21 protein-coding genes are annotated in these 26,787 nt (G+C 70.2%); 3 read left to right on the top strand and 18 right to left on the bottom strand.

Annotated elements, in window-relative coordinates:
- Nucleotides 1–29: 29 nt before the first annotated feature.
- The 12 genes from LG388_RS07825 to LG388_RS07770 form a co-directional block, all read right to left on the bottom strand.
- Complete coding sequence (locus LG388_RS07825; protein WP_225782298.1) at nt 30–1,898, bottom strand: potassium transporter Kup; 1,869 nt, start codon at nt 1,896–1,898, stop codon at nt 30–32.
- Nucleotides 1,899–2,139: 241 nt separating this feature from the next.
- Nucleotides 2,140–3,423, bottom strand: a complete 1,284-nt coding sequence (gene gshA / locus LG388_RS07820; protein ID WP_225782297.1) for a glutamate--cysteine ligase — start codon at nt 3,421–3,423, stop codon at nt 2,140–2,142.
- Nucleotides 3,424–3,575: 152 nt separating this feature from the next.
- Entirely contained in the window at nt 3,576–5,042 is a 1,467-nt protein-coding gene (locus LG388_RS07815; protein WP_225782296.1) for a TrkH family potassium uptake protein, read from the bottom strand.
- Between the two features lie 19 nt (nt 5,043–5,061).
- Nucleotides 5,062–6,540: a Trk system potassium transporter TrkA gene (trkA, locus tag LG388_RS07810; protein ID WP_225782295.1), complete on the bottom strand. Its 1,479-nt coding sequence runs from the start codon at nt 6,538–6,540 to the stop codon at nt 5,062–5,064.
- 43 nt (nt 6,541–6,583) lie between these two features.
- Nucleotides 6,584–7,891, bottom strand: coding sequence for a glutamate-5-semialdehyde dehydrogenase (locus tag LG388_RS07805; protein WP_225782294.1), 1,308 nt, complete (start codon nt 7,889–7,891; stop codon nt 6,584–6,586).
- Nucleotides 7,892–7,919: 28 nt separating this feature from the next.
- Nucleotides 7,920–8,702, bottom strand: coding sequence for a coniferyl-alcohol dehydrogenase (locus tag LG388_RS07800; protein WP_225782293.1), 783 nt, complete (start codon nt 8,700–8,702; stop codon nt 7,920–7,922).
- A gap of 23 nt (nt 8,703–8,725) precedes the next feature.
- The gene (locus LG388_RS07795; protein WP_225782292.1) at nt 8,726–10,177 is read right to left on the bottom strand and encodes an aldehyde dehydrogenase; all 1,452 of its coding nucleotides are present in this window, start codon (nt 10,175–10,177) and stop codon (nt 8,726–8,728) included.
- A 33-nt stretch (nt 10,178–10,210) separates the two neighbouring features.
- Entirely contained in the window at nt 10,211–10,927 is a 717-nt protein-coding gene (locus LG388_RS07790; protein ID WP_225782291.1) for an ABC transporter ATP-binding protein, read from the bottom strand.
- Nucleotides 10,920–11,669, bottom strand: a complete 750-nt coding sequence (locus LG388_RS07785; RefSeq protein ID WP_225782290.1) for an ABC transporter ATP-binding protein — start codon at nt 11,667–11,669, stop codon at nt 10,920–10,922. Before LG388_RS07785 ends, LG388_RS07790 begins: the two co-directional genes overlap by 8 nt.
- Nucleotides 11,666–12,592 carry a branched-chain amino acid ABC transporter permease gene (locus LG388_RS07780; RefSeq protein ID WP_225782289.1) on the bottom strand — a complete coding sequence of 309 codons (927 nt, stop codon included), beginning with the start codon at nt 12,590–12,592 and terminating at the stop codon, nt 11,666–11,668. Before LG388_RS07780 ends, LG388_RS07785 begins: the two co-directional genes overlap by 4 nt.
- Complete coding sequence (locus tag LG388_RS07775) at nt 12,589–13,464, bottom strand: branched-chain amino acid ABC transporter permease (RefSeq protein ID WP_225782288.1); 876 nt, start codon at nt 13,462–13,464, stop codon at nt 12,589–12,591. The genes LG388_RS07780 and LG388_RS07775 overlap by 4 nt, the downstream gene beginning before the upstream one ends.
- Nucleotides 13,461–14,687 carry an amino acid ABC transporter substrate-binding protein gene (locus LG388_RS07770; RefSeq protein WP_225782287.1) on the bottom strand — a complete coding sequence of 409 codons (1,227 nt, stop codon included), beginning with the start codon at nt 14,685–14,687 and terminating at the stop codon, nt 13,461–13,463. The genes LG388_RS07775 and LG388_RS07770 overlap by 4 nt, the downstream gene beginning before the upstream one ends.
- Nucleotides 14,688–14,876: 189 nt before the next feature.
- Here LG388_RS07770 and LG388_RS07765 point away from each other — a divergent pair, with 189 nt between their 5' ends.
- On the top strand, nt 14,877–15,854 hold the full coding sequence (locus LG388_RS07765) for a helix-turn-helix domain-containing protein (protein ID WP_225782286.1): 978 nt from the start codon (nt 14,877–14,879) through the stop codon (nt 15,852–15,854).
- A 30-nt stretch (nt 15,855–15,884) separates the two neighbouring features.
- On the opposite strand, the gene LG388_RS07760 is transcribed toward LG388_RS07765, so the two are convergent.
- The 6 genes from LG388_RS07760 to leuS form a co-directional block, all read right to left on the bottom strand.
- A complete protein-coding gene (locus tag LG388_RS07760) occupies nt 15,885–16,844 on the bottom strand; it encodes an arginase (RefSeq protein WP_225782285.1) in 960 nt (319 codons plus the stop codon).
- Nucleotides 16,841–17,917: an ornithine cyclodeaminase gene (locus LG388_RS07755; protein WP_225782284.1), complete on the bottom strand. Its 1,077-nt coding sequence runs from the start codon at nt 17,915–17,917 to the stop codon at nt 16,841–16,843. The genes LG388_RS07760 and LG388_RS07755 overlap by 4 nt, the downstream gene beginning before the upstream one ends.
- A gap of 188 nt (nt 17,918–18,105) precedes the next feature.
- Nucleotides 18,106–18,582 (bottom strand): Lrp/AsnC family transcriptional regulator, encoded by a 477-nt coding sequence (locus tag LG388_RS07750; protein WP_225782283.1) that lies wholly within the window; start codon nt 18,580–18,582, stop codon nt 18,106–18,108.
- 15 nt (nt 18,583–18,597) lie between these two features.
- Nucleotides 18,598–19,647: a DNA polymerase III subunit delta gene (gene holA / locus LG388_RS07745; RefSeq protein ID WP_225782282.1), complete on the bottom strand. Its 1,050-nt coding sequence runs from the start codon at nt 19,645–19,647 to the stop codon at nt 18,598–18,600.
- Between the two features lie 7 nt (nt 19,648–19,654).
- Nucleotides 19,655–20,152: an LPS assembly lipoprotein LptE gene (lptE, locus tag LG388_RS07740; protein ID WP_225782281.1), complete on the bottom strand. Its 498-nt coding sequence runs from the start codon at nt 20,150–20,152 to the stop codon at nt 19,655–19,657.
- Nucleotides 20,153–20,175: 23 nt separating this feature from the next.
- Nucleotides 20,176–22,815, bottom strand: a complete 2,640-nt coding sequence (gene leuS, locus LG388_RS07735) for a leucine--tRNA ligase (RefSeq protein ID WP_225782280.1) — start codon at nt 22,813–22,815, stop codon at nt 20,176–20,178.
- A 141-nt stretch (nt 22,816–22,956) separates the two neighbouring features.
- Between leuS and LG388_RS07730 the strand changes: the two genes are divergently transcribed.
- Complete coding sequence (locus tag LG388_RS07730) at nt 22,957–24,624, top strand: alpha-amylase family glycosyl hydrolase (RefSeq protein ID WP_225782279.1); 1,668 nt, start codon at nt 22,957–22,959, stop codon at nt 24,622–24,624.
- Entirely contained in the window at nt 24,605–26,782 is a 2,178-nt protein-coding gene (glgB, locus tag LG388_RS07725) for a 1,4-alpha-glucan branching protein GlgB (RefSeq protein WP_225782278.1), read from the top strand. The genes LG388_RS07730 and glgB overlap by 20 nt, the downstream gene beginning before the upstream one ends.
- Nucleotides 26,783–26,787: the final 5 nt, after the last annotated feature.

Raw genomic sequence — 26,787 nt, 5'->3', positions numbered from 1 at the left:
CCCGGGGGCCGCGCTACCTGCGGCGCCGCTCAGATCTCGACCTTCGACCCCAGCTCCACCACCGCGTTGGTCGGCAGGCTCAGGAAGGCCGCGGCACCGCTGGCGTTGTGGTGCATGTGTGCGAAGAGCTTCTCGCGCCAGGGCGCCATGCCGCTGCCCAGCGTGGGAATGACGACGTCGCGCGACAGGAAGTAGCTGGTCGTCATGGGCTCCATCTGGCAGCCGCGCAGGCGTGCGTGTTCCAGGGCGCGCGGCAGGTCGATGTCGTTCTTGAAGCCGTAATGCACGATCACCTGCCAGCAGTGGTGGCCCAGCGGTTCCATCTCGATGCGCTTGTCCATGGGAATCCACGGCACTTCGTGGTTGCGCACGGTGACGAACAGGTTCTGGTCGTGCAGCACCTTGTTGTGCTTGAGGTTGTGCAGCAGCGCGTTGGGCACCACGCCGGGCTCGGCCGTCAGGAACACGGCCGTGCCTTCCACGCGCGTGGGCGGGCTGATGAACACCGATTCGAGAAAGCTGCGCAGGTCGATGGCGTCGGCGCGCTGGGCCTCGCTCATCAGCTGCCGCCCGCGGTGCCAGGTGATCATCAGCGTGAACATGGCCAGGCCGATCATCACGGTGAACCAGCCGCCCTGCGGCAGCTTGAGCATGTTCGAGGCGAAGAAGGCCAGGTCGATGAGGAAGAAGACCGAGGTGGAGGCGATGCACAGCAGCAGCGGCAGCTTCCACGCGAAGCGGATCACAAAGAAGGTGAGCACCGTGGTGATCAGCATGTCGGTGGTCACCGCGATGCCGTAGGCCGCGGCCAGGTTGCTGGAATTGCGGAACATCACCACGGCCAGCACGATGGCCACGAACAGGCCCCAGTTGATGAAGGGGATGTAGATCTGCCCGGCCGAGCGCACGCTGGTGTATTCGATGCGCAGGCGCGGCAGGTAGCCCAGCTGGATCACCTGCCGCGTCACGCTGAAGGCCCCCGTGAGCATGGCCTGCGAGGCGATCACCGTGGCGGCCGTGGCCAGCAGCACCAGCGGCACCAGCGCCCATTGCGGCGCCATCAGGAAGAAGGGGTTCTTCACCGCTTCGGGCGTTTCCAGCAGCAGCGCGCCCTGGCCGAAGTAGTTCAGCACCAGGCAGGGCATGACGACGGCGAACCAGGCGATGCGGATCGGCTTCTTGCCGAAGTGGCCCATGTCGGCATACAGCGCCTCGGCGCCCGTCACGCACAGCACCATGGCGCCCAGCACGATGAAGCTGACACCGGGGAAGTCCCAGATGAAGCGCAGCATGTAGAGCGGGTTGATGGCCAGCAGGATCTCGGGGTGCGTGGTGATCTGCGCCACGCCCAGCAGCGCCAGCACGAGGAACCAGGTCAGCGTGATCGGGCCGAAGAAGCGGCCGATGCCGGCCGTGCCGCGCTTTTGCACCGCGAAGAGGCCGAAGAGCACCACCAGCGTGATGGGGATGACGTAGTGCCTGAAGTGCGGCGAGACGATCTCCAGCCCTTCGACGGCCGAGAGCACCGAGATGGCCGGGGTGATGACGCCATCGCCGTAGAACAGCGCGGTGCCGAAGATGCCCACCACCAGCATGCCATTGCGCAGCTTCGGCCGGTCGGCCACGGCGCGCGAAGCCAGCGCCAACATCGCGACCAGCCCGCCCTCGCCCTCGTTGTCGGCGCGCAGCACCAGCACCACGTACTTGAGGGAGACGATGATGGTCATCGTCCAGAAGATCATCGAGAGCATGCCGTACACGTTCTCGATCGTGAACGGCACGTGGCCGTGGCCGAAGATTTCCTTGATGGCGTACAGCACGCTGGTGCCGATGTCGCCATAGACGATGCCGATGGCGCCCAGCACGAGCGCGGGAAGAGGCGTTTTGGGGGCTGACACGAGGTCGGGGGGACCGGCGGAGGGCGCGCGGCGCCTGCACCGGGACGGCAGGCGTGCAGAACGACGATGCGCGCTTCAGGGGTGCGGCGGGACGCCGCAGGCATGCTTCTCCGCTGGGCGGGTCCGTTGCTGTGGGGCCGCTATTGTCCCAGCCGCGCGGGCGCCGGCAAGCCCGCGCGCGCCGTGGCCCTGCCGCGGTGTGGGCTGGCCGCCACGGTGGGTGGCGGGCCGCCCGCGCGGCTCATTCGTAGACTTCGGCCTCGGGATTGGTCGCTTCGAGTTCGTAGGCGCCGGCCACCATCGCCAGGCGGCCGATCACGCCGTACATGTAGAAGCGGTTGGGCGCACTGGCCGTGAGCCTGGCGCCGGGCTGCGGCAGGTGCGCGCTGTCGGGGAAGCCCAGCGGCACGAAGCTGGCGCCGGCGATGGCCAGGTTCTCGTCACTGCCGCGGTCGGGATGCACGCGGTAGAAGCCGCCCACCACGTAGCGGTCCATCATGTAGACCACGGGCTCGGCCACGCCGTCGTTCACGCGCTCGCTGGTGCGCACGCCTTCCTGCACCAGCACGTCGATGTCGCCTTCGCTCTCGCCCTTGCCCTTGAGCGAGGCCACCAGCGCCTCGAACTCCCGGGCGTCGCGCACGGTCAGGATCGGCATGCTGCTGGCGCCGTTGTCGGCCTTCACGATGACGAAAGGCTTCTCGTTGATGCCGTATTCCTTGTACTTGCGGCGCACCTTGGCCAGCACGGCATCCACCTGCGCGGCCAGGCCCTCGGTGCCGCTGCCGCGCGTCAGGTCAACGTCCTCGGCCTTGGCCCAGATGGGCTGGATCAGCCAGGGGTCGATGCCCAGCAGCTTGCCGAAGCGCTTGGACACTTCCTCATAGCTGTGGAAATGGTGGCTCTTGCGGCGCACCGACCAGCCCGCGTGCAGCGGCGGCAGCAGGTACTGCTCGTGCAGGTCTTCCAGGATGCCGGGCGTGCCGGCCGCCAGGTCGGTGTTCAAGAGGATGGTGCAGGGGTCGAAATTCTTGATGCCCAGGCGGCGCTTGGTGCGCACCACGGGCTCGAGCAGCAGCAGTTCGCCGCTGGGCAGCTCGATCTTCTTGGCGCTCTTGATGGCCGGGTCGATGGAACCGACCTTCACGTTCAGGCCAGCCAGCCGGAAGATGTGCGCCAATCGCGCCAGGTTGCTGTAATAAGACGTCGTCTTGAGCTTGTTGTCCGGAATGATGAGCAGGTTGCGCGCCTCCGGACAGATCTTCTCGATGGCCGCCTGGGCCGCCTGCACGGCCAGTGGCAGCATGGGCTGCGTCAGGTTGTGCCAGCCGCGCGGGAAGAAGTTGGTGTCCACCGGCGCCAGCTTGAAACCCGCGTTGCGCACGTCCACCGAGGTGTAGAAGGGCGGCGTGTGCTCCATCCATTCGAGGCGGAACCAGCGCTCGATGGCCGGCATGCCTTCGAGCACGCGCTGCTCCAGTTCATTGAGGGGGCCGGTCAGGGCGGTGACGAGGTGGGGGACCATTCGGGCGACCTTGTTGGACTTGTGCTGGGCGGCGAGGAATCTTGAGCGGGATTGTAGGAAATGGGGATGACGGCCCCGGCTTGCAAGCACCGCCCCGCGAATCGAAACGCGCCCGCCTGCCCGCCCCGGCCTGCCGGCTCCATCCCCGGCGCTCAATGCCGCCAGAACGAGGGCGTGAGCAGCGCGATCAGGCTCAGCATCTCCAGCCGGCCCAGCACCATGGCGACGGAGCAGACCCAGACCTGGAAGTCGGTGAGCACGCCGTAGTGCCCGGCCGGCCCCACCTGCCCCAGGCCCGGCCCCATGCAGTTGACGCTGGCGATCACCGAGCTGAAGGCCGTGACCGGGTCCAGCCCCGACAGCACCATCGCCATGCCCAGCACGACGATGGTGCCGCCATAGACCAGCATGAAGGCCAGCACGGCAAAGATGTCTCGGTGCTCGACCACCGTGGCGCCCAGGGTCACGGGCTGCACCGCGCGCGGGTGGGCCAGCCGCGTCATCTCGCGCCGCGCCTGCTTGAGCAGGATCAGCACGCGCACCATCTTGATCCCGCAGCCGGCCGAGCCCGCGCTGGTGGCCACGCCCGAGAGCATCAGCATGAACAGCGGCGCGAAGGCCGGCCAGAGCAGGAAGTCCTGCGACGCGAAGCCGGTCGTGCTGCCAATGGAGATGGCATTGAAGAAGCCATGCCGCACCGCGTCGAGCGGGGCGTGTTCGCCCTGCGCCAGCAATACCAGCGAGACGATCGCCCCGCCCCCCAGCAGCGCCAGCATCGTGGCGCGCAGCTCGATGTCGCGCCAGCAGATGCGCAGGCTGCGCTTGCGCAGGGCGACGAAGTACAGCGCGAAGCTGCCGCTGCCCGCCAGCATGAAGACGATCGCAATGCCTTCCAGCAGCGGGGAATCGAAATAGCCGAAACTCGAATCGTGCGAGGACAGTCCCCCCAGGCTCACGGTGGTGAACATGTGCATCAGCGCGTCCATGGGGGTCATGCCGCCGGCCCAGTAGGCCAGGAAGCAGGCCACCGACAGGCTCACGTAGATGCCCCACAGCCCCTTGGCGGTCTGCGTGATGCGCGGCGTGAGGCGGTTGTCCTTGATGGGGCCCGCCACCTCGGCGCGGAACATCTGGCTGCCCCCCATGCCGAACATGGGCAGCACGGCCACGGCCAGCACCAGGATGCCCATGCCGCCGATCCACTGCAGGAAGGTGCGCCAGACATTGATGGACAGCGGCAGCGAATCCAGCCCCTGCAGCACGGTGGCGCCGGAGGTCGTGAGGCCCGAGACGGCCTCGAAATAGGCATAGGAAAAGTCCAGCTCGCGGCCGATGGCGTGCAGCACCATCATCAGCGGCAGGCAGGCCACCAGCGGCAGCACGAGCCAGGTGGCCGACACCAGGATCACGCCGTGCCGCGCGCGCAGCTCGCTGCGGTAGGCATGCAGGCCGGCCCACAGCCAGGCCCCGGCGCCGAAGGTGGCGCCGGCGGCGCCCAGCCAGAAGCCCAGCAGCCCGTCGCCCTGCACCCACGACACGCCGGCGGGCAGCAGGAACGCCAGGGAGAACAGCGTGATCAGCGCACCCAGCAGGCGCAGCACGGGCAGCAGGTCGGTCATGGCGCGCGGGCGGGCGGCGTCAGAAGAAGGTCGGTGCCACGCGGAAGAGCTTTTCCACTTCGCGCACCAGCCGCTTGCGCGGCATGAAGATGACCACATGGTCGCCGTGCTCGATCACCGTGCCGGCGTGGGGCACGATGACCTCGGGCTCCGGCGGCTCGTCCGCCTCGGCCCGGGCCGCCTGCGCGTCGTGGGCGGCGTCCGGGTCCGGCAGCCCGCGCAGGATCAGCCCGAAATGCGCCTCCTTCGGCAGCTTGATGTCGGCCACGCGCCGCCCCACCACGCGCGAGGTGCGCGCGTCGCCGCGCGCCACGATCTCCATGGCCTCGGCCACGCCACGGCGCAGGCTGTGCACCACCTGCACGTCGCCGCGCCGCACGAAGGCCAGCAGCTCGCCGAGCAGGGTCTGCGAGGGCGTGAGCGCGATGTCGATCTGCGTACCGTGGATCAGGTCGGCATAGCTGCGGCGGTTGATGAGCGCCAGCACGCGCCGCGCGCCCATGCGCTTGGCCAGCAGCGCGCCCATGATGTTGTCTTCGTCGTCGCTGGTGAGGGCCAGGAAAAAGTCCGTCTCGCCCACGCTTTCGTCGCCCATCAGCTCTTCGTCGGTGGCATCGCCCTGCAGCACCATCACCGACGAAGGCAGCTGCGCCGCCAGTAGCACGCAGCGCTCGGGGTCGCGCTCGATCAGCTTGATCTGCAGGCCGGGGAAGACCTCGTGCAGCTGCTGCGCCAGCCGCAGGCCCACGCGGCCGCCGCCCGCGATGGTGGCGCGCTGCACGGTGCGAGGCGTGTTCGCATCGCGCCGGTGCAACGCCGCGAGCGCGGTGCGCAGGTTCTTGCGCGCGGCCAGCACGAAGACCTCGTCGCCGGGCTCGATCACGCTGCGGTGCGCGGCCGGAATGAAACGGTCGGGCCCGTCTTCCTGGCGCCGGTACAGCGCCACGATGCGCGTGCCCTCGGCCGGCGCATGCACGCCGAGTTCATCCACATGGCAGCCCACCAGCGGCGCGCCGGCCACCGCGCGCACCGACACCAGGCTGGCCATGCCGCCTGCGAACTCGTGCACCTGCAAGGCCTCGGGGTAGTCGATCAGCCGCACGATGTAGCGTGTGAGCGATTCCTCGGGGCGGATCACGCGATCGACCGCAAAGCCTTCGCGCGACAGCAGCGGCGAGTCGCCGGCGAAGGCCTCGGAACGCACGCGCGCGATGCGGGTGGGGATGTTGAACACCTGCTGCGCGATCTTGCAGGCGACCAGGTTGGTCTCGTCCTGCGCCGCGCAGGCGATGAGCATGTCGGTGTCGCGCGCGCCCGCCTCTTCCAGCAGGGCCGGCTCGATGCCGTTGCCCACCACGCCGCGCAACTCGAAGCGGCTTTCCAGCTCGCGCAGGCGCGGCCCGTTCTGGTCGATGACCGTGATGTCGTTCTGCTCGGACACCAGCGTGGCCGCCACGCTTTCGCCGATGCGGCCCGCACCGAGAATGATGATCTTCATCCGCCCTCCCGGCCGCCCCGTCGCGCGGCTTGGCTGTTCGCTGTCAGCCCCTGATTTCGCCCTGGCCCAGCACTACGTACTTGAGCGAGGTCAGGCCCTCGATGCCCACCGGCCCGCGTGCGTGGAACTTGTCGGTGCTGATGCCGATTTCGGCGCCCAGGCCGAATTCGAAGCCGTCGGCGAAGCGCGTGCTCGCGTTGACCATCACGCTGGCCGAATCTACCTCGCGCAGGAAGCGCTGCGCATGCACGTGGTCGCGCGTGAGGATGGCGTCGGTGTGGTGGCTGGAGTAGCGGTTGATGTGGTCGATGGCCTCATCGATGCCGGCCACCACTTTGATGCTGATGATGGGCGCGAGGTATTCCTCGGACCAGTCCTGCTCGGTGGCGGGCACGATCTTCGGCTGGCCGGCCAGGCCCTGGAGCAGCGCCGCGGCCTCGGCGTCGCAGCGCATTTCCACGCCCTTGGCCGCGAACACGGCGCCGATGCGCGGCAGGAACGCGGCCGCCACGCCGCGCGCCACCAGCAGGCCTTCGGTGGCGTTGCAGGGGCTGTATTTCTGGGTCTTGGCGTTGTCGACCACCTTCACGGCCATGTCCAGGTCGGCCATGTCGTCCACGTAGGTGTGGCAGTTGCCGTCCAGGTGCTTGATGACGGGCACCTTGGCCTCGGCGCTGATGCGCTCGATCAAGCCCTTGCCGCCGCGCGGGATGATCACGTCCACGTATTCGGGCATCGCGATCAGGCGGCCGACGGCGGCGCGGTCGGTGGTGGGCACCAGCTGCACCGCGTCCCCGGGCAGGCCGGCCTCGGCCAGCGCCTCGCGCACCAGCGCGGCCAGCGCCTTGTTCGAGTCGATGGCCTCCGAGCCGCCGCGCAGGATGGCCGCGTTGCCGCTCTTGATGGCCAGGCTCGCGGCCTCGATCGTCACGTTCGGCCGGCTCTCGTAGATCATGCCGAAGACGCCGATGGGCACGCGCATCTGGCCCACGCGGATGCCGCTGGGCTGCTCCTTCAGGCCAACGATGTCGCCGATCAGGTCGGGCATGGCCGCCAGTTGCTCACAGCCCAGCGCCACGGTCTCGATGACCTTGGGCGTCAGGCGCAGGCGGTCGACCATCGGCGCGGCCAGGCCTGCGCCCTCGGCGCGCGCCAGATCCAGCGCGTTGGCCTCGGCCAGCCGCGGCCCGGCCTCGCGCAGGCGGCGCGCCAGCGCGCGCAGCGCCGCGTTCTTGCGCGCGGCGCTGGCCTTGGCCATCAGGGCGGCGGCCGTGCGGGCCTGCAGGCCCAGCAGGTTCATGAGCTCGGTGACATTGCTCGCGTTCATGCCGCCGATTTTCTCACTTCGCACCGGCGGCTGCCGGCCGCCGGCTTTGCGCTCACAGGCCGTGCTGCTGCACCAGGATGTGCGAATGCATGCCGCCGTCCACGGGCAGGTTGGCGCCGCGCAGCCAGCCCGAGCCATCGCTGAGCAGGAAGGCCACCACGGGTGCGATGTCGGTGGCGCGGCCCGGGCGGTCCATGGTCTTCATGTCTTCCTCGGCACGCGCGCCCAGGGTCTCGATGAAGTCCTGGAGGATGGGCGTGTCCACCGGGCCCGGGCTCACGGCATTCATGCGGATGCCGCGGGCGCGCCAGGTCCAGCGGTTCTGCAGCGTCCAGGCGATCAGCGCCTCCTTCGAGAAGAAGTAGCTGCGCGCGCCCTCGATGCCGTGCGCGGCACAGAAGGCCTCCACGCTCTCGAAGTCCAGCGACTCGCTGGCGCGGATGGCCGGCACGGCCTCGGGCCAGCCCACACCGGCCAGCGAGGCCAGGTTGACGATGGACGCGCCATCCGCGAGCTTGGGCAGCACGCCCCGCGTGAGGTATTTCAGGCCCACCAGGTTCACGCGCAGCACCTGCGGCGCCGGCCGCGTGGGCGGCAGGCCAGCGATGTTGGCCAGGCCGTCCAGCCCATAGGGCAACAGCTGCAGTTGCGCCAGCAGCGCGTCGATGGAGGCGCGCTCGCCCAGGTCGGCGCGCAGGAACTGGTCCACCTCCACCTTCGGCGGGTTCACGTCCACGCCGATGACGGTGGCGCCCTGCGCGCGCGCGATGCGCGCCGTCTCTTCACCGATGCCGGAGGACACCCCGGTGATCAATAACTTCTTGCCTTGCAGCATGTTCGTCTCTCTCAAAGGGCCGTTCAGAACGGGTAGTGGCGCGGCGCGGTCTGCACCGTGATCCAGCGCAGCTCGGTGAAGGCCTCGATGCCGGCGCGGCCGCCGAAGCGGCCGTAGCCCGAGGCTTTGACGCCGCCGAAGGGCATCTGCGCCTCGTCGTGCACCGTGGGGCCGTTGACATGGCAGATGCCCGACTCGATGCGCTGTGCCACCGCGTAGGCACGCGCCGCGTCGCGGCCGAAGACGGCGGCCGAGAGGCCGAACTCGTTGTCGTTGGCGCAGGCGATGGCCTCTTCGGTGCCTTTCACGCGCACGATGGGCTTCACGGGGCCGAAGCTCTCCTCGCGGTAGATGGCCATCTCGGGCGTCACATGGTCCAGCACCGTGGCCGGGATCAGCGTGCTGTCGGCCTTGCCGCCGCACAGCAGCCTGGCGCCCTTGGCCAGCGCGTCGTCGATCAGGCGGTTGCAGCGCTCCACCGTCGCCATGTCCACCACCGAGCCCAGCACCACCGGCCCCTGGCGCGGATCGCCCAGCGGCAGGGCCTTGGACTTGGCCACGAACTTCTCGACGAAGGCGTCGGCCACGGCCTGGTCCACGATGATGCGCTCGGTGGACATGCAGATCTGGCCCGAGTTCATGAAGCTGCCAAAGGCGCAGGCGGCCACGGCGGCGTCCAGGTCGGCATCGTCGAGCACCACGAAGGGCGCCTTGCCGCCCAACTCCAGCACGCATTGCTTGAGGTACTTCGCGCCCAGCTGCGCAATGATGCGACCCACTTTGGTGGAGCCCGTGAAATTCACGCGCCGCACGGCCGGGTGCGCGACCATGGCTTCGACCACCGGGCCGGCGTCAGCCGGCGCGTTGGTCACGAAGTTGACGACGCCCGGTGGCAGGCCCGCCTCCTGCAGCGACTCGATGATCAGGCCGTGCGTGTGCGGGCTCAGCTCCGAGCCCTTGAGCACCACCGTGTTGCCGCAGGCCAGCGGCGTGGCGATGGCGCGCGTGGCCAGGATGACCGGCGCATTCCAGGGCGCGATGCCCAGCACCACGCCGGCCGGCACGCGCTGCGCCATCGCCAGGCTGCCGGGCACGTTGGACGGGATCACCTCGCCGCTGATCTGCGTGGTCAGCGAGGCGGCCTCGCGCAGCATGTCGGCGGCCAGATGGGCGTTGAAGCCGGCCCACAGCGCGGTGGCGCCGGTCTCGGCGGCCATGGCGGCGATGAAATCGGGCGTGCGTGCATCCAGCGCATCGGCGGCCTTGAGCAGCAGCGCGCGGCGCGCGCCCGGGCCCAGTGCGGCCCAGGCCGGGAAGGCCTGCGCGGCGGCATCGACGGCGGCCCTGGCGTCTTCGGGCGTGGCGGCGGGCGCGGTGGTGGCCACGCTGCCGTCCAGCGGGTTGCGGCGCGTGAAGGTGGCGCCGTTGGACGCGGCGCGCGGGGCGCCGCCGATCAGCATCTGGATGTCGCTCATGGTTGTGTTCCTCTGGAAAAAGGGGGAAGGGTCTCAGTGGGCCGCTGCGCCCAGGTAGGCGCGGCGGACGGCAGGGTCGTTCTGCAAGTCGCGGGCGCTGCCGGCGCCGACCAGGCGGCCGGTCTCGATCAGGTAGCCGCGGTCGGCGATGGCCAGGCTCTGGCGCGCGTTCTGCTCGACCAGCAGCACGCCCACGCCCAGCGTGCGGATGCGCGCCAGCGCCGCGAACAGCTCCTTGCACATCAGCGGCGACAGGCCCAGCGAAGGTTCATCGAGCAGCAGGATTTCGGGCTGCGACATCAGCGCGCGGCCCACGGCCACCATCTGCTGCTCGCCGCCGCTCATGGTGCGCACGGCCTGGTTCAGGCGCTGCGCGAGCTTGGGGAAGAGCTGGAACACGCGCGCCTGCATCTGCGCCTCGCCGGCGCGCGCGCGCGCCGGGTGCGCGCCGAGCTGCAGGTTCTCGCGCACCGTGAGTTCGCCGAACACGCCCCGGCCTTCGGGCACCAGCGCCAGGCCCGCGTCGACGATGCGGTGCGCGGGCAGTTGCATGAGGTCGGTGCCGCCGAGGGTGGCGCGCGCGCCGGGCTCGGCCTTCACCATGCCGCCCAACGCCTTGAGGAAGGAGGACTTGCCGGCACCGTTGGCGCCCAGCATGACCACGATCTCGCCCGGCGCCACGTTGAGCGACACGCCGTGCAGCGCCTCGTGCTGGCCGTAGCGCACCGACACGTCGTGCACTTCAAGCATGCGCAGCCTCCATGGCTTCATCGTCCTCGCCCAGGTAGGCGCGGATCACCTGCGGATCGGAGAGCACTTCGCGCGTCGGTCCGTCGGCGATCTTCGTGCCCGCATTCATCACCACGCAGCGCGTGCACAGCGCGTGCACGGCGTCCATCACATGCTCCACCAGCAGCAACGTGAGGCCCTCGGCGCTCAGCGAACGGATCAGCGCGATACCCTGCTGCAGCTCGGTCGGGTTCAGGCCGGCCAGCCATTCGTCCAGCAGCAGCAGGCGCGGCTCCAGCGCCAGCGCGCGCGCCAGCTCCAGCCGCTTCTGGTCGATGTAGGTCAGCGCGCCGGCGGGCAGCGCGGCCTGGGCGCCCAGGCCCACGCGCTCGAGCAGGACCTGCGCGCGCGCTCGCGCGGCGCGGCCATGCAGGCCGTGCGGGCGGAAGGCCAGGCCGGCTTCCACGTTTTCCAGGGCGCTCATGCCGCCCAGCACGCGCACCAGTTGGAAGGTGCGCGCCACGCCCAAGCGTGCGATCTGGTGGCTGGCCAGGCCGCTGATGCGCCGGCCGTCGAAGACGATCTCGCCGCCGTTGCAGGCCAGCGCGCCCGAGATCAGGTTCATGGCCGTGGTCTTGCCCGAACCGTTGGGGCCGAGCAGGCCCACCACCTCTCCGGCCTGCACCGACAGGCTCAGGTCGTTGACCGCGACCAGGCCGCCGAAGCGGCGCGTGACGCCTCTGAGTTCCAGCAGCGCACTCATGGCCGGGCTCCCGGCCTGCGCCGACGGCGCAACAGGCTGGCCAGCCCGTGGGGCACCAGATAGACGATCACCATGAACACCAGCCCCAGCAGGATCGAGAAGTGATTCGGGAAATGGGCCGACAGGTACTCGAAGAGCAGCACCAGCGGCACGGCGCCCAGCAGCGGCCCGAAGAGCGCGCCCGCCCCACCCAGCAACGCCATGATCAGCGTCTGGAAGGAGATCATGGGAGCGAAGGCGATGCTCGGGTCGATGTAGGTCCAGCGCGGCGCCATCACGGCGCCGGTCACGGTCATGAAGGCGGCCGACAGCGTGAACAACAGCACCTTGGCCCGCGTGGTGTGGATGCCCACGTGCACGGCCACGGTTTCGTCCTCGCCGATCACGCGCAGCGCCAGGCCCAGCCGCGTGCGGTTGATCAGCGCGCGCAGGCCCAGCACCAGCGCCAGCAGCGCGAGCAGTTGCCAGTAGATGTCCTGCTGCGTGATGTCCACGAAGACGTAGCGGCCGATCTCCTTCGTGATGTTGACCTCCCACCAGGTGACGAGCTGCTTGGTCAGCTCGGCCAGCCCAAAGCTGAAGATCACGAAGTACACGCCCGACAGGCGCAGCGTGGCCAGGCCCACCAGCAGCGCCAGCACCGCGCCCAGCCCCAGCGCCACGGCCAGCACCGCGGGCCAGGGCAGCGATTCGCCGAGCACGGCCGTGGTGTAGGCGCCCAGGCCGAAGAAGGCCACTGTCGCCAGCGACACGTAGCGCGTGGGCCCCGAGAACAGCGCCCAGGCGGTGGCCAGCACGCCGTACATCAGCACGCTGATCAGCAGCGACAGCACGTAGTCGCTCTCCAGCCACAGCGGCAGCACGGCCAGCGCCGCCACCACGAGCGCGCCCAGGCCCCAGCCCGCGATCTCGCGCCGGCTCATCGCGCCGCCCTCCCGAACAGCCCTGTGGGCCGCAGCAGCAGCACCAGCAGGAACAGCCCGTAGTTCACGGCCAGCGTGAGGCCCGGATCGACGAAGCTCGCGACCAGCGTTTCGGCGAAGCCCAGCAGCAGCCCGGCCACCAGGCAGCCCATGAGGTTGCCCACGCCGCCCATGATGACGACGATCAGCGCCTTCATCGCGAACAGGGTGCCCATGGCGGCCGAGAAGGGCAGGAACATGCTGACCAGCACGCCGCTGCAGGCCACCAGCGCGCCGCCCAGGCCGAAGGCCAGCGCGGCCGTCTGCCGCACCTGGATGCCCACCAGCGGCGCGAAGCGCGGCGCCACGGCCACCGCGCGCACCACCGTGCCCATGCGGGTGCGCGTCATCAGCAGGTACAGCCCGCCGCCCAGCACCAGCGCCGCCACCAGCACCAGCAGCCGGTTGGCCGCGACGGTGCTGCCGAGGATGTTCACGGGCACCGAGAGGTAGCCATAGCTGTGGTAGTTGCCGCCGAAGATCACCAGCATCACGCCCTGCACCACGAAGAGCAGGCCGAAGGTGGCGAGGATGGAATCGACTTCGAGCTGCGGGCCGGCGCCGGTGCGGCGCACCAGCGGCGTGAGCAGCAGCTGGTACACGCCCCACTGCACGGCAAAGCCCAGCGGCAGCGCCAGCAGCAGCACGGCCAGCGGCGACCAGCCCAGGCCCGTGACCAGCCCATAGGCCAGGAAGGCCGGCGCGATCAGGAATTCCCCATACGACAGGTTCATGATGCGGGCCACGCCGTACTGCAGCGTGAGCCCCATCGCCACCAGCCCGTACAGCCCGCCCAGCGTGGCGCCGGCGAGCAGGACATCCAGAAAGTTCATTTCCAGGCCGGCTTGGGCAGGATGGCGGGTTTGGCGCCCTTCTTGTTCGACGGCGCGATGCCGTAGAACTCGCCGTTCTGCCACTGGCCCACCCACCACAGGTTGGTGAAGAGCTGGTTCTCCAGCTTCACGGGGCCGAGGATGGTGTCGAAGCTGCCGGTCTTGATCTCCTGCGTGACGGCGGCGCGGTCCACCTTGCCCACGCGCTCGATGGACTGCTGCAGCACCTGCAGCGCGGCGTACTGCACGGTGCTCGCGAAGCGGTCCGGCTCCTGGCCCGAGAAGGCCTTGTGGCGCGCGAAGTAGTCCTGGATGGCCGGGCTGTCGAAGTCCACGCCGCCCGGGCCCATGATGCCCTCGGCCGCGGCGCCGAACTTGGCCTTGTACATGGGGAACTGCGTGCCCACGCCGGTGAACATGACCTTGGGGTTGAAGCCGATCACGCGCGCCTGGTCGGTGATCATCACCGTGTCGGGCGGGTACGAGAAGGCGAGGAACACGTCGGCGTTCTTGCCCTTCACCTCGTTGAGCACGGGCGTCATGTCCTGCGTGCCGATCGGGTAGCTCTTGTCGTAGACCAGCGTGAAGCCATGCTTGGCGGCGGCCTTGCGCGCCGCATTGGCCAGCTCCACGCCGAAGCCGTCGGCGATGTTGATCATCGCGATCCTGTCGCCGATCTTGCCGGCCTTCTTGGCCTCGTCCAGGTAGCTGACCAGCGCCTCGGCGTACTGCGCGCCGGTGCCCAGAAAGAAGAAGGCGTGCTTCCAGCGCTTGACCAGATCGGGCGCCTTGTCGGTCACCGAATTCACGGCGATCAGCGGGTACTTGTGCTTCTCGTAGGTCGGACCCACGGCCAGGTTGTTGGCCGTGCCCCAGGGCGGCAGCACGAAGTCCACCTTGTCCTGCGTGATCAGGCGCTCGGTGGCGCGCACCGCTTCCTCGGAGCTGGAGCGGTCGTCGTATTCCACCACCTCGATGGGCACGCGCTTGCCGTAGGCCTTGAGCATCAGGCCGCCCGCGTCGTTGATCTCCTTGACCCACATCCGGTAGTTGGGCGCGACCGTCGTCGCGGTGCCGCCCGCGTTCGGGCCGGTCTTGGCGATGGCCCAGCCGATCCGCACCGACTTCGGCGCCTCCTGCGCCTGGGCCAGCGGCGCGGCCAGCAGGGTGAGGACGGCGGCGCCCAGCAGGGTGCGCCGCGCGAAGGGAAGGCGTGTGTTCATGGTCTTGTCTCCTCGTGCATGCCCCGGTGGGGCACGGCTGGCGCGAATGGTGGCGCGGTCCCACCCGACTGGCTTTTCCGCCGGCGCACCCAGGCTTGACCGCGCGTGCATGCGGGGCGGGGTTAACCCTGAGTGCGGGGCCGTCCACACGGCGGATCGGATCATCCTTTGCGCCTCATACTCCCCGCCATGTCCACCGCCCTGTCACTGAGCACTGACGGCATGCCCACGCGCGAGACCGTGGGCGCGTGGCACCAATGGATGGCGGGCCTGTTCCACGGCCTGCAGTCCGACGTGTACGGCGACACGCAGTTCGACGGCCACCTGCACAGCGCCCGGGCCGGCGACGTGTTGATGGTGTGGCTGGAAGCCAACCGCCACCGCGTCACGCAGATGGCCGCGCGCAGCGCGCTGCGCAGCGACGCGCCCTGCCTCAAGATCGTCGCGCCCTGGCAGGGCCTGGCCAGCGTCGAACAGCACGGCCGCCAGGCGCGTGCGCGGCCCGGCGCCTGGGCCATCTACGACACCACGGGCCGCTACGTGGTGCAGAACCCCGAGCGCTCGCAGCACCTGATCGTGATGGTGCCCAAGGAGCAGCTGGCCGCCACGGGCCTGCGGCTGGACGAACTCATGGGCCGGCTGGTGGGCGGCTCGGCCGGCATCTCGCGCGTGGCGCTGGAGACCATGCGCAACACCTACCTGGAGCTGCCCAGCATGTCGCCCCAGGCCGCGCGCGGCGCGGGCGACCTGATCACCGAGCTGGTGCGGCTGTCGCTGTGCGACCTGGCGGGCCAGGGCACGCCGGCCACGCAGGCCGAGGCGATGCGCGACCGCATCCGCGCCTACGTGGGGCGGCACCTGCACGACGCGTCGCTGTCCATCGACGGCATCGCCCACGCGCTGAACTGCAGCAAGCGCCTGCTGCACAAGAGCTTCGGCGGGGGCGAAGCCGACCAGGGAGGCGACACGCTGGCGCAGTACATCCTGCGCCGCCGGCTGGAGGGCTGCATGCGCGAGCTGCGCGATCCGGCCCAGGCCGCGCGCAGCATCACCGAAATCGCCTTTTCCTGGGGCTTCAACAGCAGCGCGCATTTCAGCCGCGCGTTCCGCGCGCACACGGGCGTGTCGCCGTCGGACTACCGCCGGCAGGCCGGGCCGGCCGGCTGAGCGGGGCCGTCCCTTTCTCGGTCCTTGCGCTCAGGCGAGGCAGGTGCGACCGGCTTCGCGGGGCGGGTCCGCCACAGGGCCCGGCTCGGTCATGGCCGCCAGCAGGTCGAAGGCCGCCTGCGCCGTGCGCCCGTCGCTGTCATGCCGCGGGTTGTACTCCACCACTTCCAGCGCGGCGCAGGCCGGGTCGGCGGCACAGGCGCGCAGGGCACCCATCGCATCGGCCAGCCGGATGCCGGCCGCCACCGGCGTGCCGGTGCCGGGGGCATCGGCGGGGTCCAGCGCATCCAGGTCGAAGCTCAGGCCCCAGGCCACGGTGTGCCGGCGTACCTGCGCCACGGCTTCGGCGAGGCAGGCCGCGAAGCCGCGCTGTGCGACTTCGGGCATGTACATCACGCGCACGCCCAGCGACGTGAGCAGCGCCAGCTCGCCGGCCTCGAAGCTGCGCGCGCCGAGGATCACCAGATGGTCCGGCTGCAGCTTGCCGGCCCAGCCGCCCAGCGACGTGAGCCCCGGCGTGCCATGGCCCAGCAGCGCCGCCACCGGCATGCCGTGCGGCGCCCCGCTGGGCGAGGAGGCCGGCGTGTGGGCGTCCAGGTGCGCGTCCACCCACACCAGGCCGATGTCGCCCTGCGGGCGCCAGTGCTCGGCGATCGCGCTCCAGGTGCCGACGGCGCAGGAATGGTCGCCGCCCACCACCACGGGCAGCGCCCCCGATTGCGCCTCGGCCAGCACGCGCTGCGCCAGCTCGGCATTGAAGCGCTCCACCGCGCGCAGCCGCCCGGCAGCATCCCTTGCGCCTGGGGCCTGCACCCAGCCCGCCCAATGCGCCTGCCGGCCGGCGCGATGCAGGTGCGCGGCCAATCCGCGCTCGCGCAGTGCCTGGGCGCCCCACTTGCAGCCGGCGTCGCTCGCGCCCTCGCCCACTTCGGCGCCGATCAGCGCCAGCGGGCAGGGCGTGCGCATCCTGCGCATCGCTTCACGGTTCATGCCATCGCCTCCATTCCTTGCGCCACCGGCGGCGCTGGCTCGGCGCCCCTGCCGAGCGCAGGGCCGAACAGGTCCTTGGGATCATCCAGCGCGGGCACGAGGTCGATGTCGCGGCCCACCCCGGCGTCCAGCGCCAGCGCGTGCAGGTAGCGCAGCGCCGAGAAGTCCTCCAGCGCGAAGCCCACCGAATCGAACAGCGTGATCTGCTGCGCGCCGTCGCGGCCGGCGGCGCGGCCGGCCAGCACCTGCCACAGGGGCGTGGCGGGGAAATCGGCGGGCATCTGCTGCAGCTCGCCCTCGACGCGGGTTTGCGGCTCGTATTCGACGAAGACCTTGCTGCGCGCCACCAGCGCGGGCGGCAGCTCCGTCTTGCCGGGGCAGTCGCCGCCCACCGCGTTGAGGTGCGTGCCCGGGGCCACCCAGGTTGCGTCGAGCACGGCAGCGCGGCGCTTGTCGGCCGTGGCCGTGGTCACGATGCCGGCGCCCTGCACGGCCTCCTGCACGCTGCCCGCGCCCTGGATCCGCAGCTCGCCGCTGCGCACCCAGGGCGCCAGGTTGGCCACCAGCTTGCCGGTGGCGCGCGGATCGGTGTCGAACACGCGCAGTTCGCGGATGCCCAGGCCTTCCATGAAGGCCAGGGCCTGGAATTCGGACTGGGCGCCGTTGCCGATCAGCGCCAGCGTCCGTACACCGGGGCGCGCCAGCGCGCGGGCGGCCAGCACCGAAGTGGCGGCCGTGCGCAGCGCCGTCGTCACGGTCAGTTCGCTGAGCAGGAGCGGATAGCCGGTCGCCACCTCGGCCAGCACGCCGAAGGCCATTACCGTCGGCAGCTGCACGCGCGGGTTGCCGGGATGGCCGTTGACGTACTTGAAGGCGTAGCGCTGCGCGTCGGACACCGGCATCAGCTCGATCACGCCGGCGGCCGAGGGATGCGCCACGCGCGCGCTCATCTGGAAGGACTCCCAACGCAGGAAGTCCTCTTCGATGCAGGCGCGCATCTCGCGCAGCATGCGCGGCACGCCGCGGGCGCGCAGCAGCTGCCGCAGGTCGTGGACGTCGAGATAGCGTGTCATGGCCCGCTCCTTGGACTGGACGGATCAGGCCGCGTGGGGCCGCCCGACCCGCCTCAAAGTCTAGGCAGCCGGGCGCCCCGCAATCGACGTTGCGAGGCCGCGCAGCGGCCGTTTCGGTGGCAGGGGCGGGGGAGGCGCTTCCGTTTCGGAAGTCCAACCGGTGCGGGCCCGGGCCGTGAAGACCGTCCCTAGGCGCCGGGCACCGGAAAGCCGGTGAACTCCTTGACGGTCTGCAGCTCGGTGCTGGTCACGATGCGGTCGATGCCCAGGCCCACGTCCTCCAGCCAGGCATCGGTCAGCCGGCGGTAATGCGCCAGGTCGCGGCAACCGAAGCGCAGCAGGTAGTCGTAGCGCCCGCTGAGCAGCCAGCAGCCCACCACCTCGGGGCAGGCGGCCACGTGGCGCTCGAAGCGCTGCACGGTCGCCGGGCGCTGGTCCTTGAGCGTGACCTCGGCAAACAGCGCCACGTGCTCGCCCAGCGCACTGCGCTGCACCTGCGCGTGGCAGCCGGTGATGACGCCGTCTTGCTGCAGCCGGTGGATGCGGCTCAGCGTGGCGCGGGCCGACAGATGCACGGCTTCAGAGAGCGCCTGGGCGCTCTGGCGCGCGTCGGCCTGCAGGGCCTGCAGCAACCGGCGGTCGATGCGGTCCAGCGGAGCGCTCATGGCGGGCGGCGGCGCTCAGCGCGCGCAGGCGCGGCACAGCATCAGCGCCAGCCGCTGCAACGCCTGCCAGCCGCTGGCCGGCCAGTCGGGCTGCTTGAGGCCCTTGACGATGCCGTCCACCAGATGCGCGGCGCGCAGCAGATGGGCCAGCTGCCGGCTCTCCAGCTGGGGCAGCACGCGCTCGAAGGCGCGCTCGCGCGGGCCCCAGATGCGGCTCTCGCGCAGCGCCATGGGCAGCGGCCGGCCGGCGTTCATCGCGTCCTTGACGCGCTTCAAGGCGCGGATGTCCTCGGCCAGCGCGTAATGCACCAGCACTTCGGCCTCGCCCTCGGCCTGCAGGCCCTCGAGCATGCGCGCCGTGCGCACCGCGTTGCCGGCCAGCACGGCTTCGGAGAGCTTGAACACGTCGTAGCGCGCCACGTTGTTGACAGCCGCCTCCACCTGCGCGAGCGCCAGTTCGCCGGCCGGATACAGCAGCGCGAGCTTCTGGATCTCCTGGTGCGCGGCCAGCAGGTTGCCTTCCACGCGGTCGGCGAAGAACTGCAGGGTACGCTGGCCCTCTTCGCCGCCCTTCACGCGCTGGCCCTGCTGCGCCAGGCGCTGCGCGATCCAGGCCGGCAGCTGCCCGCGCTCCACCGGGTCGACCTGGACGGTGACGCCGTGGCCGTCGAGCGCGCCGAACCAGGCGCCGCTGCGGGTCTGCTTGTCCAGCCGCGGCAGCAGCACCAGCGTGAGCGTGCTGTCGTTGCCCGCGGCGCTCTCGGCGATCTGCTGCAGCGCCGCGCTGCCGTCCTTGCCCGGCTTGCCCGAGGGGATGCGGATCTCGACGATCTGCTTGTCGGCGAACAGGCTCAGCGAGCCCCCGGCCGCCAGCACCGCGCTCCAGTCGAAATGCGCACCGGCCACGGTGTGGCTGCTGCGCTCGGTGTGGCCCGCGGCGCGCGCGGCCGCGCGGATGGCGTCCGCCGCCTCCTGCACCAGCAGCGGCTCGTCGCCGTGCACGGTGTAGAGCGCGCGCAGCCCCTTCGTCAGGTGCGCGGCGAGTTGCGCGGGCGCCAACTGCATGGAGACCTCAGAGCGCCTTGACGAAGCCGATCTGGCGCACGATCTGCTGCGCGATGTCGACCGTCATGTCGCGGTAGAGCAGCTCCTGCTCGTTCTCCTTGGCGAGCGCGGAAGTTTCGTTGTAGCTGATGTCGCGCGACTGCTGCACCGAGGTGGGCGGGATCAGCTCCTTGCCGCCTTCGGTGCGCACCAAGCGGTAGCGCACGGTCAGGCTCAGCGTCAGTTCGCGGATCTGGCCCCCCGAGGTGCTGGCCGCGATGCCGCTGCTGCGCGAGATGTCCTGCAACTGGCACACCACTTCGGCGCCCATGAAGTCGGCGCCCTCGGCCAGCACGGTGACCGTGCCCTGGCCCTTGAGTTCGCGCCGGATGGTGGCGGCCAGCAGGCCCGAGCCCACGACGGCGATGGACTTGAAGGGATAGTTGGCCGCGCGGCGCAGCTGGAAGCCGCAGCCGGCCAGCAGCAGCGCGGGCGCCGCGGCGAGCAACGCGCGTCGGCCGGCCATCGAAGTCGCGGGCGCCTTCATGCTCAGCCCACCACCACGTTGACCAAGCGGCCCGGCACGACGATCACGCGCTTGACCGGCTGGCCTTCGGCGAACTTGGCGAATTCCTCGCTCGCCACCGCCAGCTGCTCGATCTGGGCCTTGTCGGCACCGGCGGGCACGACCAGCGAGCCGCGCAGCTTGCCGTTGACCTGCAGCATGAGCGTGACCTCGTCCTGTTCCAGCGCCTTCTCGTCGACCTGGGGCCAGGGCGCGTCCAGCAGCTCGCCCGCCTCGGCCGCATAGCCCAGCGCATGCCACAGCTGGTGCGTGAGGTGCGGCGTGGCCGGGTACAGCACGCGCAGCAGGATGCCGAAGCCTTCCTTCACGGCCGCCGCGTCGCCGGCGTCACCCTCTTGCGGCTTGAAGCCTTCCAGCGCGTTCAGCAGCTTCATCGCGCCCGAGACGACGGTGTTGTACTGCATGCGCTGGTAGTCGTAGTCGACCTGGCGCAGCACGGTGTGCACCTCGTGGCGCAGCGCCTTGGCGGCCTTGCCGAACACCACGTCGCCGGTGCTGCCGGCCACGGCCGCACGGCCCTGCAGCGCGGCGCCGAAGCTCCACACGCGGCGCAGGAAGCGAAAGCTCCCTTCCACCGCGGCGTCGTTCCATTCCAGCGTGGCCTCGGGCGGCGCCGTGAACATGGTGTACAGGCGCGCGGTGTCGGCGCCGTATTTCTCGATCAGGTCCTGCGGGTCGACGCCGTTGCGCTCGCTCTTGCCCATCTTGCCCACGCCGCCGTACTCGACCTGGCGGCCGTCGGCCGCCGTGCCGCCGACGATGCGGCCCTGCGCGTCGAGCGTGGGCGTCACTTCCAGCGGCGGGTGGTAGTGCTTGCCGCCCTTCTCGTCGCGGTGGAAGTAGATGTGGTTGAGCACCATGCCCTGCGTGAGCAGCTTGGTGAAGGGCTCGTCGATCTTCACGAGGCCCAGGTCGCGCATGACCTTGGTCCAGAAGCGTGCGTACAGCAGGTGCAGGATGGCGTGCTCGATGCCGCCGATGTACTGGTCCATCGGCATCCAGTACTGCGCGCCCTCGCCGACCATGGCCTGATCGTTCTTGGGATCGCAGTAACGCATGAAGTACCAGGAGCTGTCCACGAAGGTGTCCATCGTGTCGGTCTCGCGGCGCGAGGCCTTGCCGCAGATCGGGCATTCGCAGGCCAGGAAGTCCTCGCGCTTGTTCAGCGGGTTGCCGCTGCCGTCGGGCACGCAGTCGGTGGGCAGCACCACCGGCAGGTCCTTCTCGGGCACGGGCACGGCGCCGTGCTCGGGGCAGTGGATGATGGGGATCGGCGTGCCCCAGTAGCGCTGGCGCGAGACGCCCCAGTCGCGCAGCCGCCAAGTGGTCTTCTTCTCGCCCAGGCCCTTGAGCTGCAGCGCATGGGCCACGGCGTCCACCGCTTCCTGGTAGCGCATGCCGCTGAAGTTGTCGGAATTGATGGTGACGCCGCGTTCCTTGTCGGCGTACCAGTCCTGCCAGCGGTGGTAGTCGAAATCGGGTTCGTCGTCGACCAGCACCACCTGCAGGATGTCGATGCCGTACTTGTTGGCGAAGGCGAAGTCGCGCTCGTCATGGGCGGGCACGCCCATCACGGCACCGTCGCCGTAGCTCATCAGCACGTAGTTGCCGATCCACACCGGCACCGGCTCCCCGGTGATCGGGTGCGTGACCGTGAGGCCGGTGGGCACGCCCTTCTTTTCCTGCGTGGCCAGTTCGGCCTCGGTCACGCCGCCGGCCTTGCATTCGGCGATGAAGGCCGCGATCTTCGGGTCGGCCTTCGCCGCGTGCGCGGCCAGCGGGTGCTCGGGCGCCACGGCGCAGAAGGTCACACCCATGATGGTGTCGGCGCGCGTGGTGAACACGTACATGCGGCCGTCCTGGATCGGCTGGCCGTCTTCGCCGCGGATGTCGTGCGTGAAGGCGAAGCGCACGCCCTCGCTCTTGCCGATCCAGTTCTCCTGCATCAGCTTCACGCGCTCGGGCCAGCCCGGCAGCTTGTGCTGGGTGTGCTCCAGCAGCTCGGGCGCGTACTCGCTGATCTTGAGGTAGTAGCCCGGGATCTCGCGCTTTTCCACCAGGGCGCCGGTGCGCCAGCCGCGCCCGTCCACCACCTGCTCGTTGGCCAGCACGGTCTGGTCCACCGGGTCCCAGTTCACGACCTGGGTCTTGCGGTAGGCGATGCCCTTTTCCAGCATCTTGAGGAACAGCCACTGGTTCCACCTGTAGTAGGACGGGTCGCAGGTGGCGATCTCGCGGCTCCAGTCGATCGCCAGCCCCATGGCCTGGAGCTGGCCCTTCATGTAGGCGATGTTCTCGTAGGTCCACTTCGCCGGCGGCACGCCGTTCTTCAGCGCCGCGTTCTCGGCCGGCAGGCCGAAGGCGTCCCAGCCCATCGGCATCAACACGTTGTAGCCGTTCATGCGCAGGTAGCGCGTGAGCATGTCGTTGATGGTGTAGTTGCGCACGTGGCCCATGTGCAGCTTGCCGCTGGGGTAGGGCAGCATGGAGCAGGCGTAGTACTTCTTCTTGCCGGCTTCTTCGGTGACGCGGTAGGCATCGGCAGCCTTCCAGTGCGCCTGGGCAGCCGATTCGACCTCGGCAGGGGTGTAGGTGGGATTCATGGCTTGGGACACGCAAAGCCCGGCGGCTGGCGGCCGGGAAGGGCGGATTATCGGCGCAGCGGCCCGCCGGGCCCGGGGCCGCCGCGCTTGGCCCGCTTCTCGCATGCCACAATGAATCGACGACGCGATCAGGGACCGGTGATGGGCAAGGATTGGTGGCGTGGCGCGGTGATCTACCAGATCTACCCGCGCAGCTTCATGGACAGCAACGGCGACGGCATTGGCGACTTGCCGGGCATCACGGCCCGCCTGGACCATGTGGCCCAGCTGGGCGTGGACGCCGTCTGGATCTCGCCCTTCTTCCGCTCGCCCATGAAGGACTTCGGCTACGATGTGGCCGACTACCGCGACGTGGACCCGATCTTCGGCACGCTGGCCGATTTCGACGCCCTGCTGGCCCGCGCCCACGCCCTGGGGCTCAAGGTCATCATCGACCAGGTGCTCTCGCACACCTCCGACCAGCACGCCTGGTTCCAGGAAAGCCGCAGCAGCCGCGACAACCCCAGGGCCGACTGGTACGTGTGGGCCGACCCGAAGCCCGACGGCACGCCGCCCAGCAACTGGCTCTCGGTCTTCGGCGGCAGCGCCTGGCAATGGGACGCGCGCCGGCGGCAGTACTACCTGCACAGCTTCCTGGCCGAGCAGCCCGACCTGAACTTCCACCACCCCGAGGTGCAGGACGCCCTGCTGGGCGAGGTGCGCTTCTGGTGCGAACGCGGCGTGGACGGCTTTCGCTTCGATGCCTGCAACCACCAGTTCCACGACCGGCAGCTGCGCGACAACCCGCCCGCGGCGGCGGAGGAAATCGGCGGCGTGAGCACGGTGCGCGTGGACAACCCCTATGCCATGCAGCGCCACCTGCACGACAAGAGCCAGCCCGAGAACCTGGCCTTCCTGGAGCGCCTGCGCACGCTGCTGGACGCGTTCGGCGCCGCTGCGCTGGGCGAGGTGGGCGACGAGAACGCGCCCCCGGTGATGGCCCGGTACACCGAGGCCGGCAAGCGCCTGCACATGGCCTACAGCTTCTCGCTGCTGACCAGCGAGCGCAGCGCGCGCCACCTGCGCGGCCAGGTGCAGGCGCTGGAAGACGCACTGGCCACGACGGGCGGCTGGGGCTGCTGGGCCGTCTCCAACCACGACGTGCCGCGCGTGGCCACCCGCTGGGGCGCCGGCGGCGCCACCGACGCCGCCCGTGACCGGCTCTGGCTGGCCCTGCTGCTGAGCCTGCGCGGCAGCGCCTGCCTGTACCAGGGCGAGGAGCTGGGCCTGCCCGAGGCCGAGGTGCCCTTCGAGCGGCTGCAGGACCCGTACGGCCGCGCCTTCTGGCCCGAGTTCAAGGGCCGCGATGGCTGCCGCACGCCCATGCCCTGGCAGACCGATGGCCTGCACGGCGGCTTTTCCACCGGCGCGAGCGCACCGCCCTGGCTGCCCGTGTTCGCCGACCACCTGCCGCTGGCGGTGGACCGGCAGGCGGCCGACGCCCAGTCCATGCTGGCCTACAGCCGGGCGCTGATCCACTGGCGCCGCGGCCAGCCGCTGCTGCGCACGGGCGCCCTGCGCTTCTTCGACACCCCCGAGCCGCTGCTGTACCTGGTGCGCAGCAACGATGCCGGGGCCGCGCTGCACGCGGTCTTCAACCTGTCCGACCGGCCGCAGACGCTCGCCCTGCCCGCCCCGCTCCAGCCGCTGGCGGGGCACCCCTGCACCGGCGGCGCGCTCGCGGCCGACGGCACCCATCTGCAACTGGCGCCCTGGGGCGTGTTCCTGGCGCAGCCCACCCTCGTTCCGCATGCCCGTCCTGCTGCCTGAAACCGAACTGCAGGCGCTGATGCGCGCCGAGCATGGCAACCCCTTCGCCGTGCTCGGCCCGCATGAACTGCCCGAGGGCCTGTGCGTGCGCGCCCTGCTGCCCGGCGCCCAGGCCGTGGGCGTGGTGCATGCGGGCTCGGGCGATCCGCTGGCCATGCTGCAGCGCCAGGGCGATTCCGACCTGTTCGGCGCGCTGGTGCCGGCCGCGCCTGCGCGCATGGGCTACCGCCTGCACGTGCACTGGGACACCCATGCCCAGCTGCTGGACGACCCCTACCGCTTCCCGCCCGTGCTGGGCGACATGGATGTCTGGCTGCTGGCCGAGGGCACCCACCTGCGGCCCTGGGAGCGGCTGGGCGCGCATCCCCTTCAGATGCAGGGCGTGCGCGGCACCGCCTTTGCCGTCTGGGCGCCCCATGCGCGGCGCGTCTCGGTGGTGGGCGACTTCAACAACTGGGACGGCCGGCGCCACGTGATGCGGCTGCGCCGCGAATGCGGGGTGTGGGAAATCTTCGCGCCGCACGTGGGCGTGGGCGACGCCTACGAGTTCGAGATCCTGGCGGCGGACGGCCAGGTGCTGCGCAAGGCCGATCCCTATGCGCGCAGCACGCGCCTGCGCCCGGCCACGGCCTGCCTGGTGCAGCCGCTGCCCGCGCCGGTGCCCCTGCCCGCCGGCCGCGCCGCGGCCAACGCGCGCGAGGCGCCGATCAGCATCTACGAAGTGCACCTGGGCTCCTGGCGGCGCAAGAACGGCTATGAATGGCTCACGTACCGCGAGCTGGCCGACACGCTGGTGCCCTATGCCAAGGACCTGGGCTTCACGCACCTGGAGCTGCTGCCCGTCGCCGAGCACCCCTTCGACGGCTCCTGGGGCTACCAGCCCATCGGCCTGTATGCGCCCACCTCGCGCTTCGGCGCGCCCGAGGACTTCCGCCACTTCGTGCAGGCCGCGCACGCGGCCGGGCTCGGCGTGATCCTGGACTGGGTGCCCGCGCACTTCCCCACCGACGCGCACGGCCTCGCGCGTTTCGACGGCACGGCGCTGTACGAATACGCCGACCCGCGCGAGGGCTTCCACAACGACTGGCACACGCTGGTCTTCAACTGGTCGCGCACCGAGGTGCGCAACTACCTGGTGGGCAACGCGCTCTACTGGCTGGAGCGCTACGGCGTCGATGGCCTGCGCGTGGACGCCGTGGCCTCGATGCTCTACCGCGACTACAGCCGCGCGCCGGGCCAGTGGGTGCCCAACGTGCAGGGCGGGCGCGAGAACCTGGAGGCCATCGACTTCCTGCGCCGCATGAACCATGTGGTGGGCACCGAGCGGCCCGGCACCGTCACCCTCGCCGAGGAATCGACCAGCTTCCCGGGCGTGACACGCCCGCCCGACGAGCAGGGCGAGGGCGGCCTGGGCTTTCACTACAAGTGGAACATGGGCTGGATGAACGACACGCTCGAATACGCGCGGCTGGACCCGGTCTACCGCCAGCACCACCACCGCGCCATCACCTTCGGTCTGATGTATGCGCATTCCGAGAACTTCGTGCTGCCCTTCTCGCACGACGAAGTGGTGCACGGCAAAGGATCGATGCTCGCCAAGATGCATGGCGACGAGTGGCAGAAGTTCGCCGGCCTGCGCAACCTCTACGCCTACCAGTGGGCCTACCCGGGCAAGAAGCTGCTGTTCATGGGCAACGAATTCGGCCAGCGCGCCGAATGGAACCATGACCGCAGCCTGGACTGGCACCTGCTGGAAGAGCCGGCCCACGAAGGCCTGCGGCGCCTGGTGCGCGACCTCAACAACATCTACCGCCATTTCCCGGCCCTCTACGAGCAGGACTGCGAGAGCGCCGGCTTCCAGTGGCTGGTGCATGACGACGTGCAGCAGTCCGTCTTCGCCTTCGTGCGCTGGGCGAAGGACGGCGCCTGCGTGGTCGCCGTGTGCAACTTCACGCCCGTGGTGCGCCACGGCTACCGGCTGGGCCTGCCCGCCCCCGGCGCCTGGCGCGAGATCCTCAACACCGACCAGCCCGTGTACGGCGGCTCGGGCGTGGGCAACGGCATCGTCAACACCGAGGACGCGCCCTGGCACGGGCAGATGCAATCGGCGCTCGTCACCGTGCCGCCGCTGGCGACGGTGATGTGGGTGCGGGCCTGAGCGCC

The organism is Xenophilus sp. Marseille-Q4582, from assembly GCF_916700565.1.
In the GTDB taxonomy this organism is placed as follows: domain Bacteria; phylum Pseudomonadota; class Gammaproteobacteria; order Burkholderiales; family Burkholderiaceae_C; genus Xenophilus.
This window is presented reverse-complemented; position numbering and strand designations above follow the sequence as displayed.

Excerpts from the sequence above, each read along its gene's own strand:
- gshA (WP_225782297.1), bottom strand. The coding sequence starts at position 3,423 with ATGGTCCCCCACCTCGTCACCGCCCTGACCGGCCCCCTCAATGAACTG.
- LG388_RS07815 (WP_225782296.1), bottom strand. The coding sequence starts at position 5,042 with ATGACCGACCTGCTGCCCGTGCTGCGCCTGCTGGGTGCGCTGATCACG.
- trkA (WP_225782295.1), bottom strand. The coding sequence starts at position 6,540 with ATGAAGATCATCATTCTCGGTGCGGGCCGCATCGGCGAAAGCGTGGCG.
- LG388_RS07800 (WP_225782293.1), bottom strand. The coding sequence starts at position 8,702 with ATGCTGCAAGGCAAGAAGTTATTGATCACCGGGGTGTCCTCCGGCATC.
- LG388_RS07795 (WP_225782292.1), bottom strand. The coding sequence starts at position 10,177 with ATGAGCGACATCCAGATGCTGATCGGCGGCGCCCCGCGCGCCGCGTCC.
- LG388_RS07790 (WP_225782291.1), bottom strand. The coding sequence starts at position 10,927 with ATGCTTGAAGTGCACGACGTGTCGGTGCGCTACGGCCAGCACGAGGCG.
- LG388_RS07785 (WP_225782290.1), bottom strand. The coding sequence starts at position 11,669 with ATGAGTGCGCTGCTGGAACTCAGAGGCGTCACGCGCCGCTTCGGCGGC.
- LG388_RS07780 (WP_225782289.1), bottom strand. The coding sequence starts at position 12,592 with ATGAGCCGGCGCGAGATCGCGGGCTGGGGCCTGGGCGCGCTCGTGGTG.
- LG388_RS07775 (WP_225782288.1), bottom strand. The coding sequence starts at position 13,464 with ATGAACTTTCTGGATGTCCTGCTCGCCGGCGCCACGCTGGGCGGGCTG.
- LG388_RS07770 (WP_225782287.1), bottom strand. The coding sequence starts at position 14,687 with ATGAACACACGCCTTCCCTTCGCGCGGCGCACCCTGCTGGGCGCCGCC.
- LG388_RS07765 (WP_225782286.1), top strand. The coding sequence starts at position 14,877 with ATGTCCACCGCCCTGTCACTGAGCACTGACGGCATGCCCACGCGCGAG.
- LG388_RS07760 (WP_225782285.1), bottom strand. The coding sequence starts at position 16,844 with ATGAACCGTGAAGCGATGCGCAGGATGCGCACGCCCTGCCCGCTGGCG.
- LG388_RS07755 (WP_225782284.1), bottom strand. The coding sequence starts at position 17,917 with ATGACACGCTATCTCGACGTCCACGACCTGCGGCAGCTGCTGCGCGCC.
- LG388_RS07750 (WP_225782283.1), bottom strand. The coding sequence starts at position 18,582 with ATGAGCGCTCCGCTGGACCGCATCGACCGCCGGTTGCTGCAGGCCCTG.
- holA (WP_225782282.1), bottom strand. The coding sequence starts at position 19,647 with ATGCAGTTGGCGCCCGCGCAACTCGCCGCGCACCTGACGAAGGGGCTG.
- lptE (WP_225782281.1), bottom strand. The coding sequence starts at position 20,152 with ATGGCCGGCCGACGCGCGTTGCTCGCCGCGGCGCCCGCGCTGCTGCTG.
- leuS (WP_225782280.1), bottom strand. The coding sequence starts at position 22,815 with ATGAATCCCACCTACACCCCTGCCGAGGTCGAATCGGCTGCCCAGGCG.
- LG388_RS07730 (WP_225782279.1), top strand. The coding sequence starts at position 22,957 with ATGGGCAAGGATTGGTGGCGTGGCGCGGTGATCTACCAGATCTACCCG.
- glgB (WP_225782278.1), top strand. The coding sequence starts at position 24,605 with ATGCCCGTCCTGCTGCCTGAAACCGAACTGCAGGCGCTGATGCGCGCC.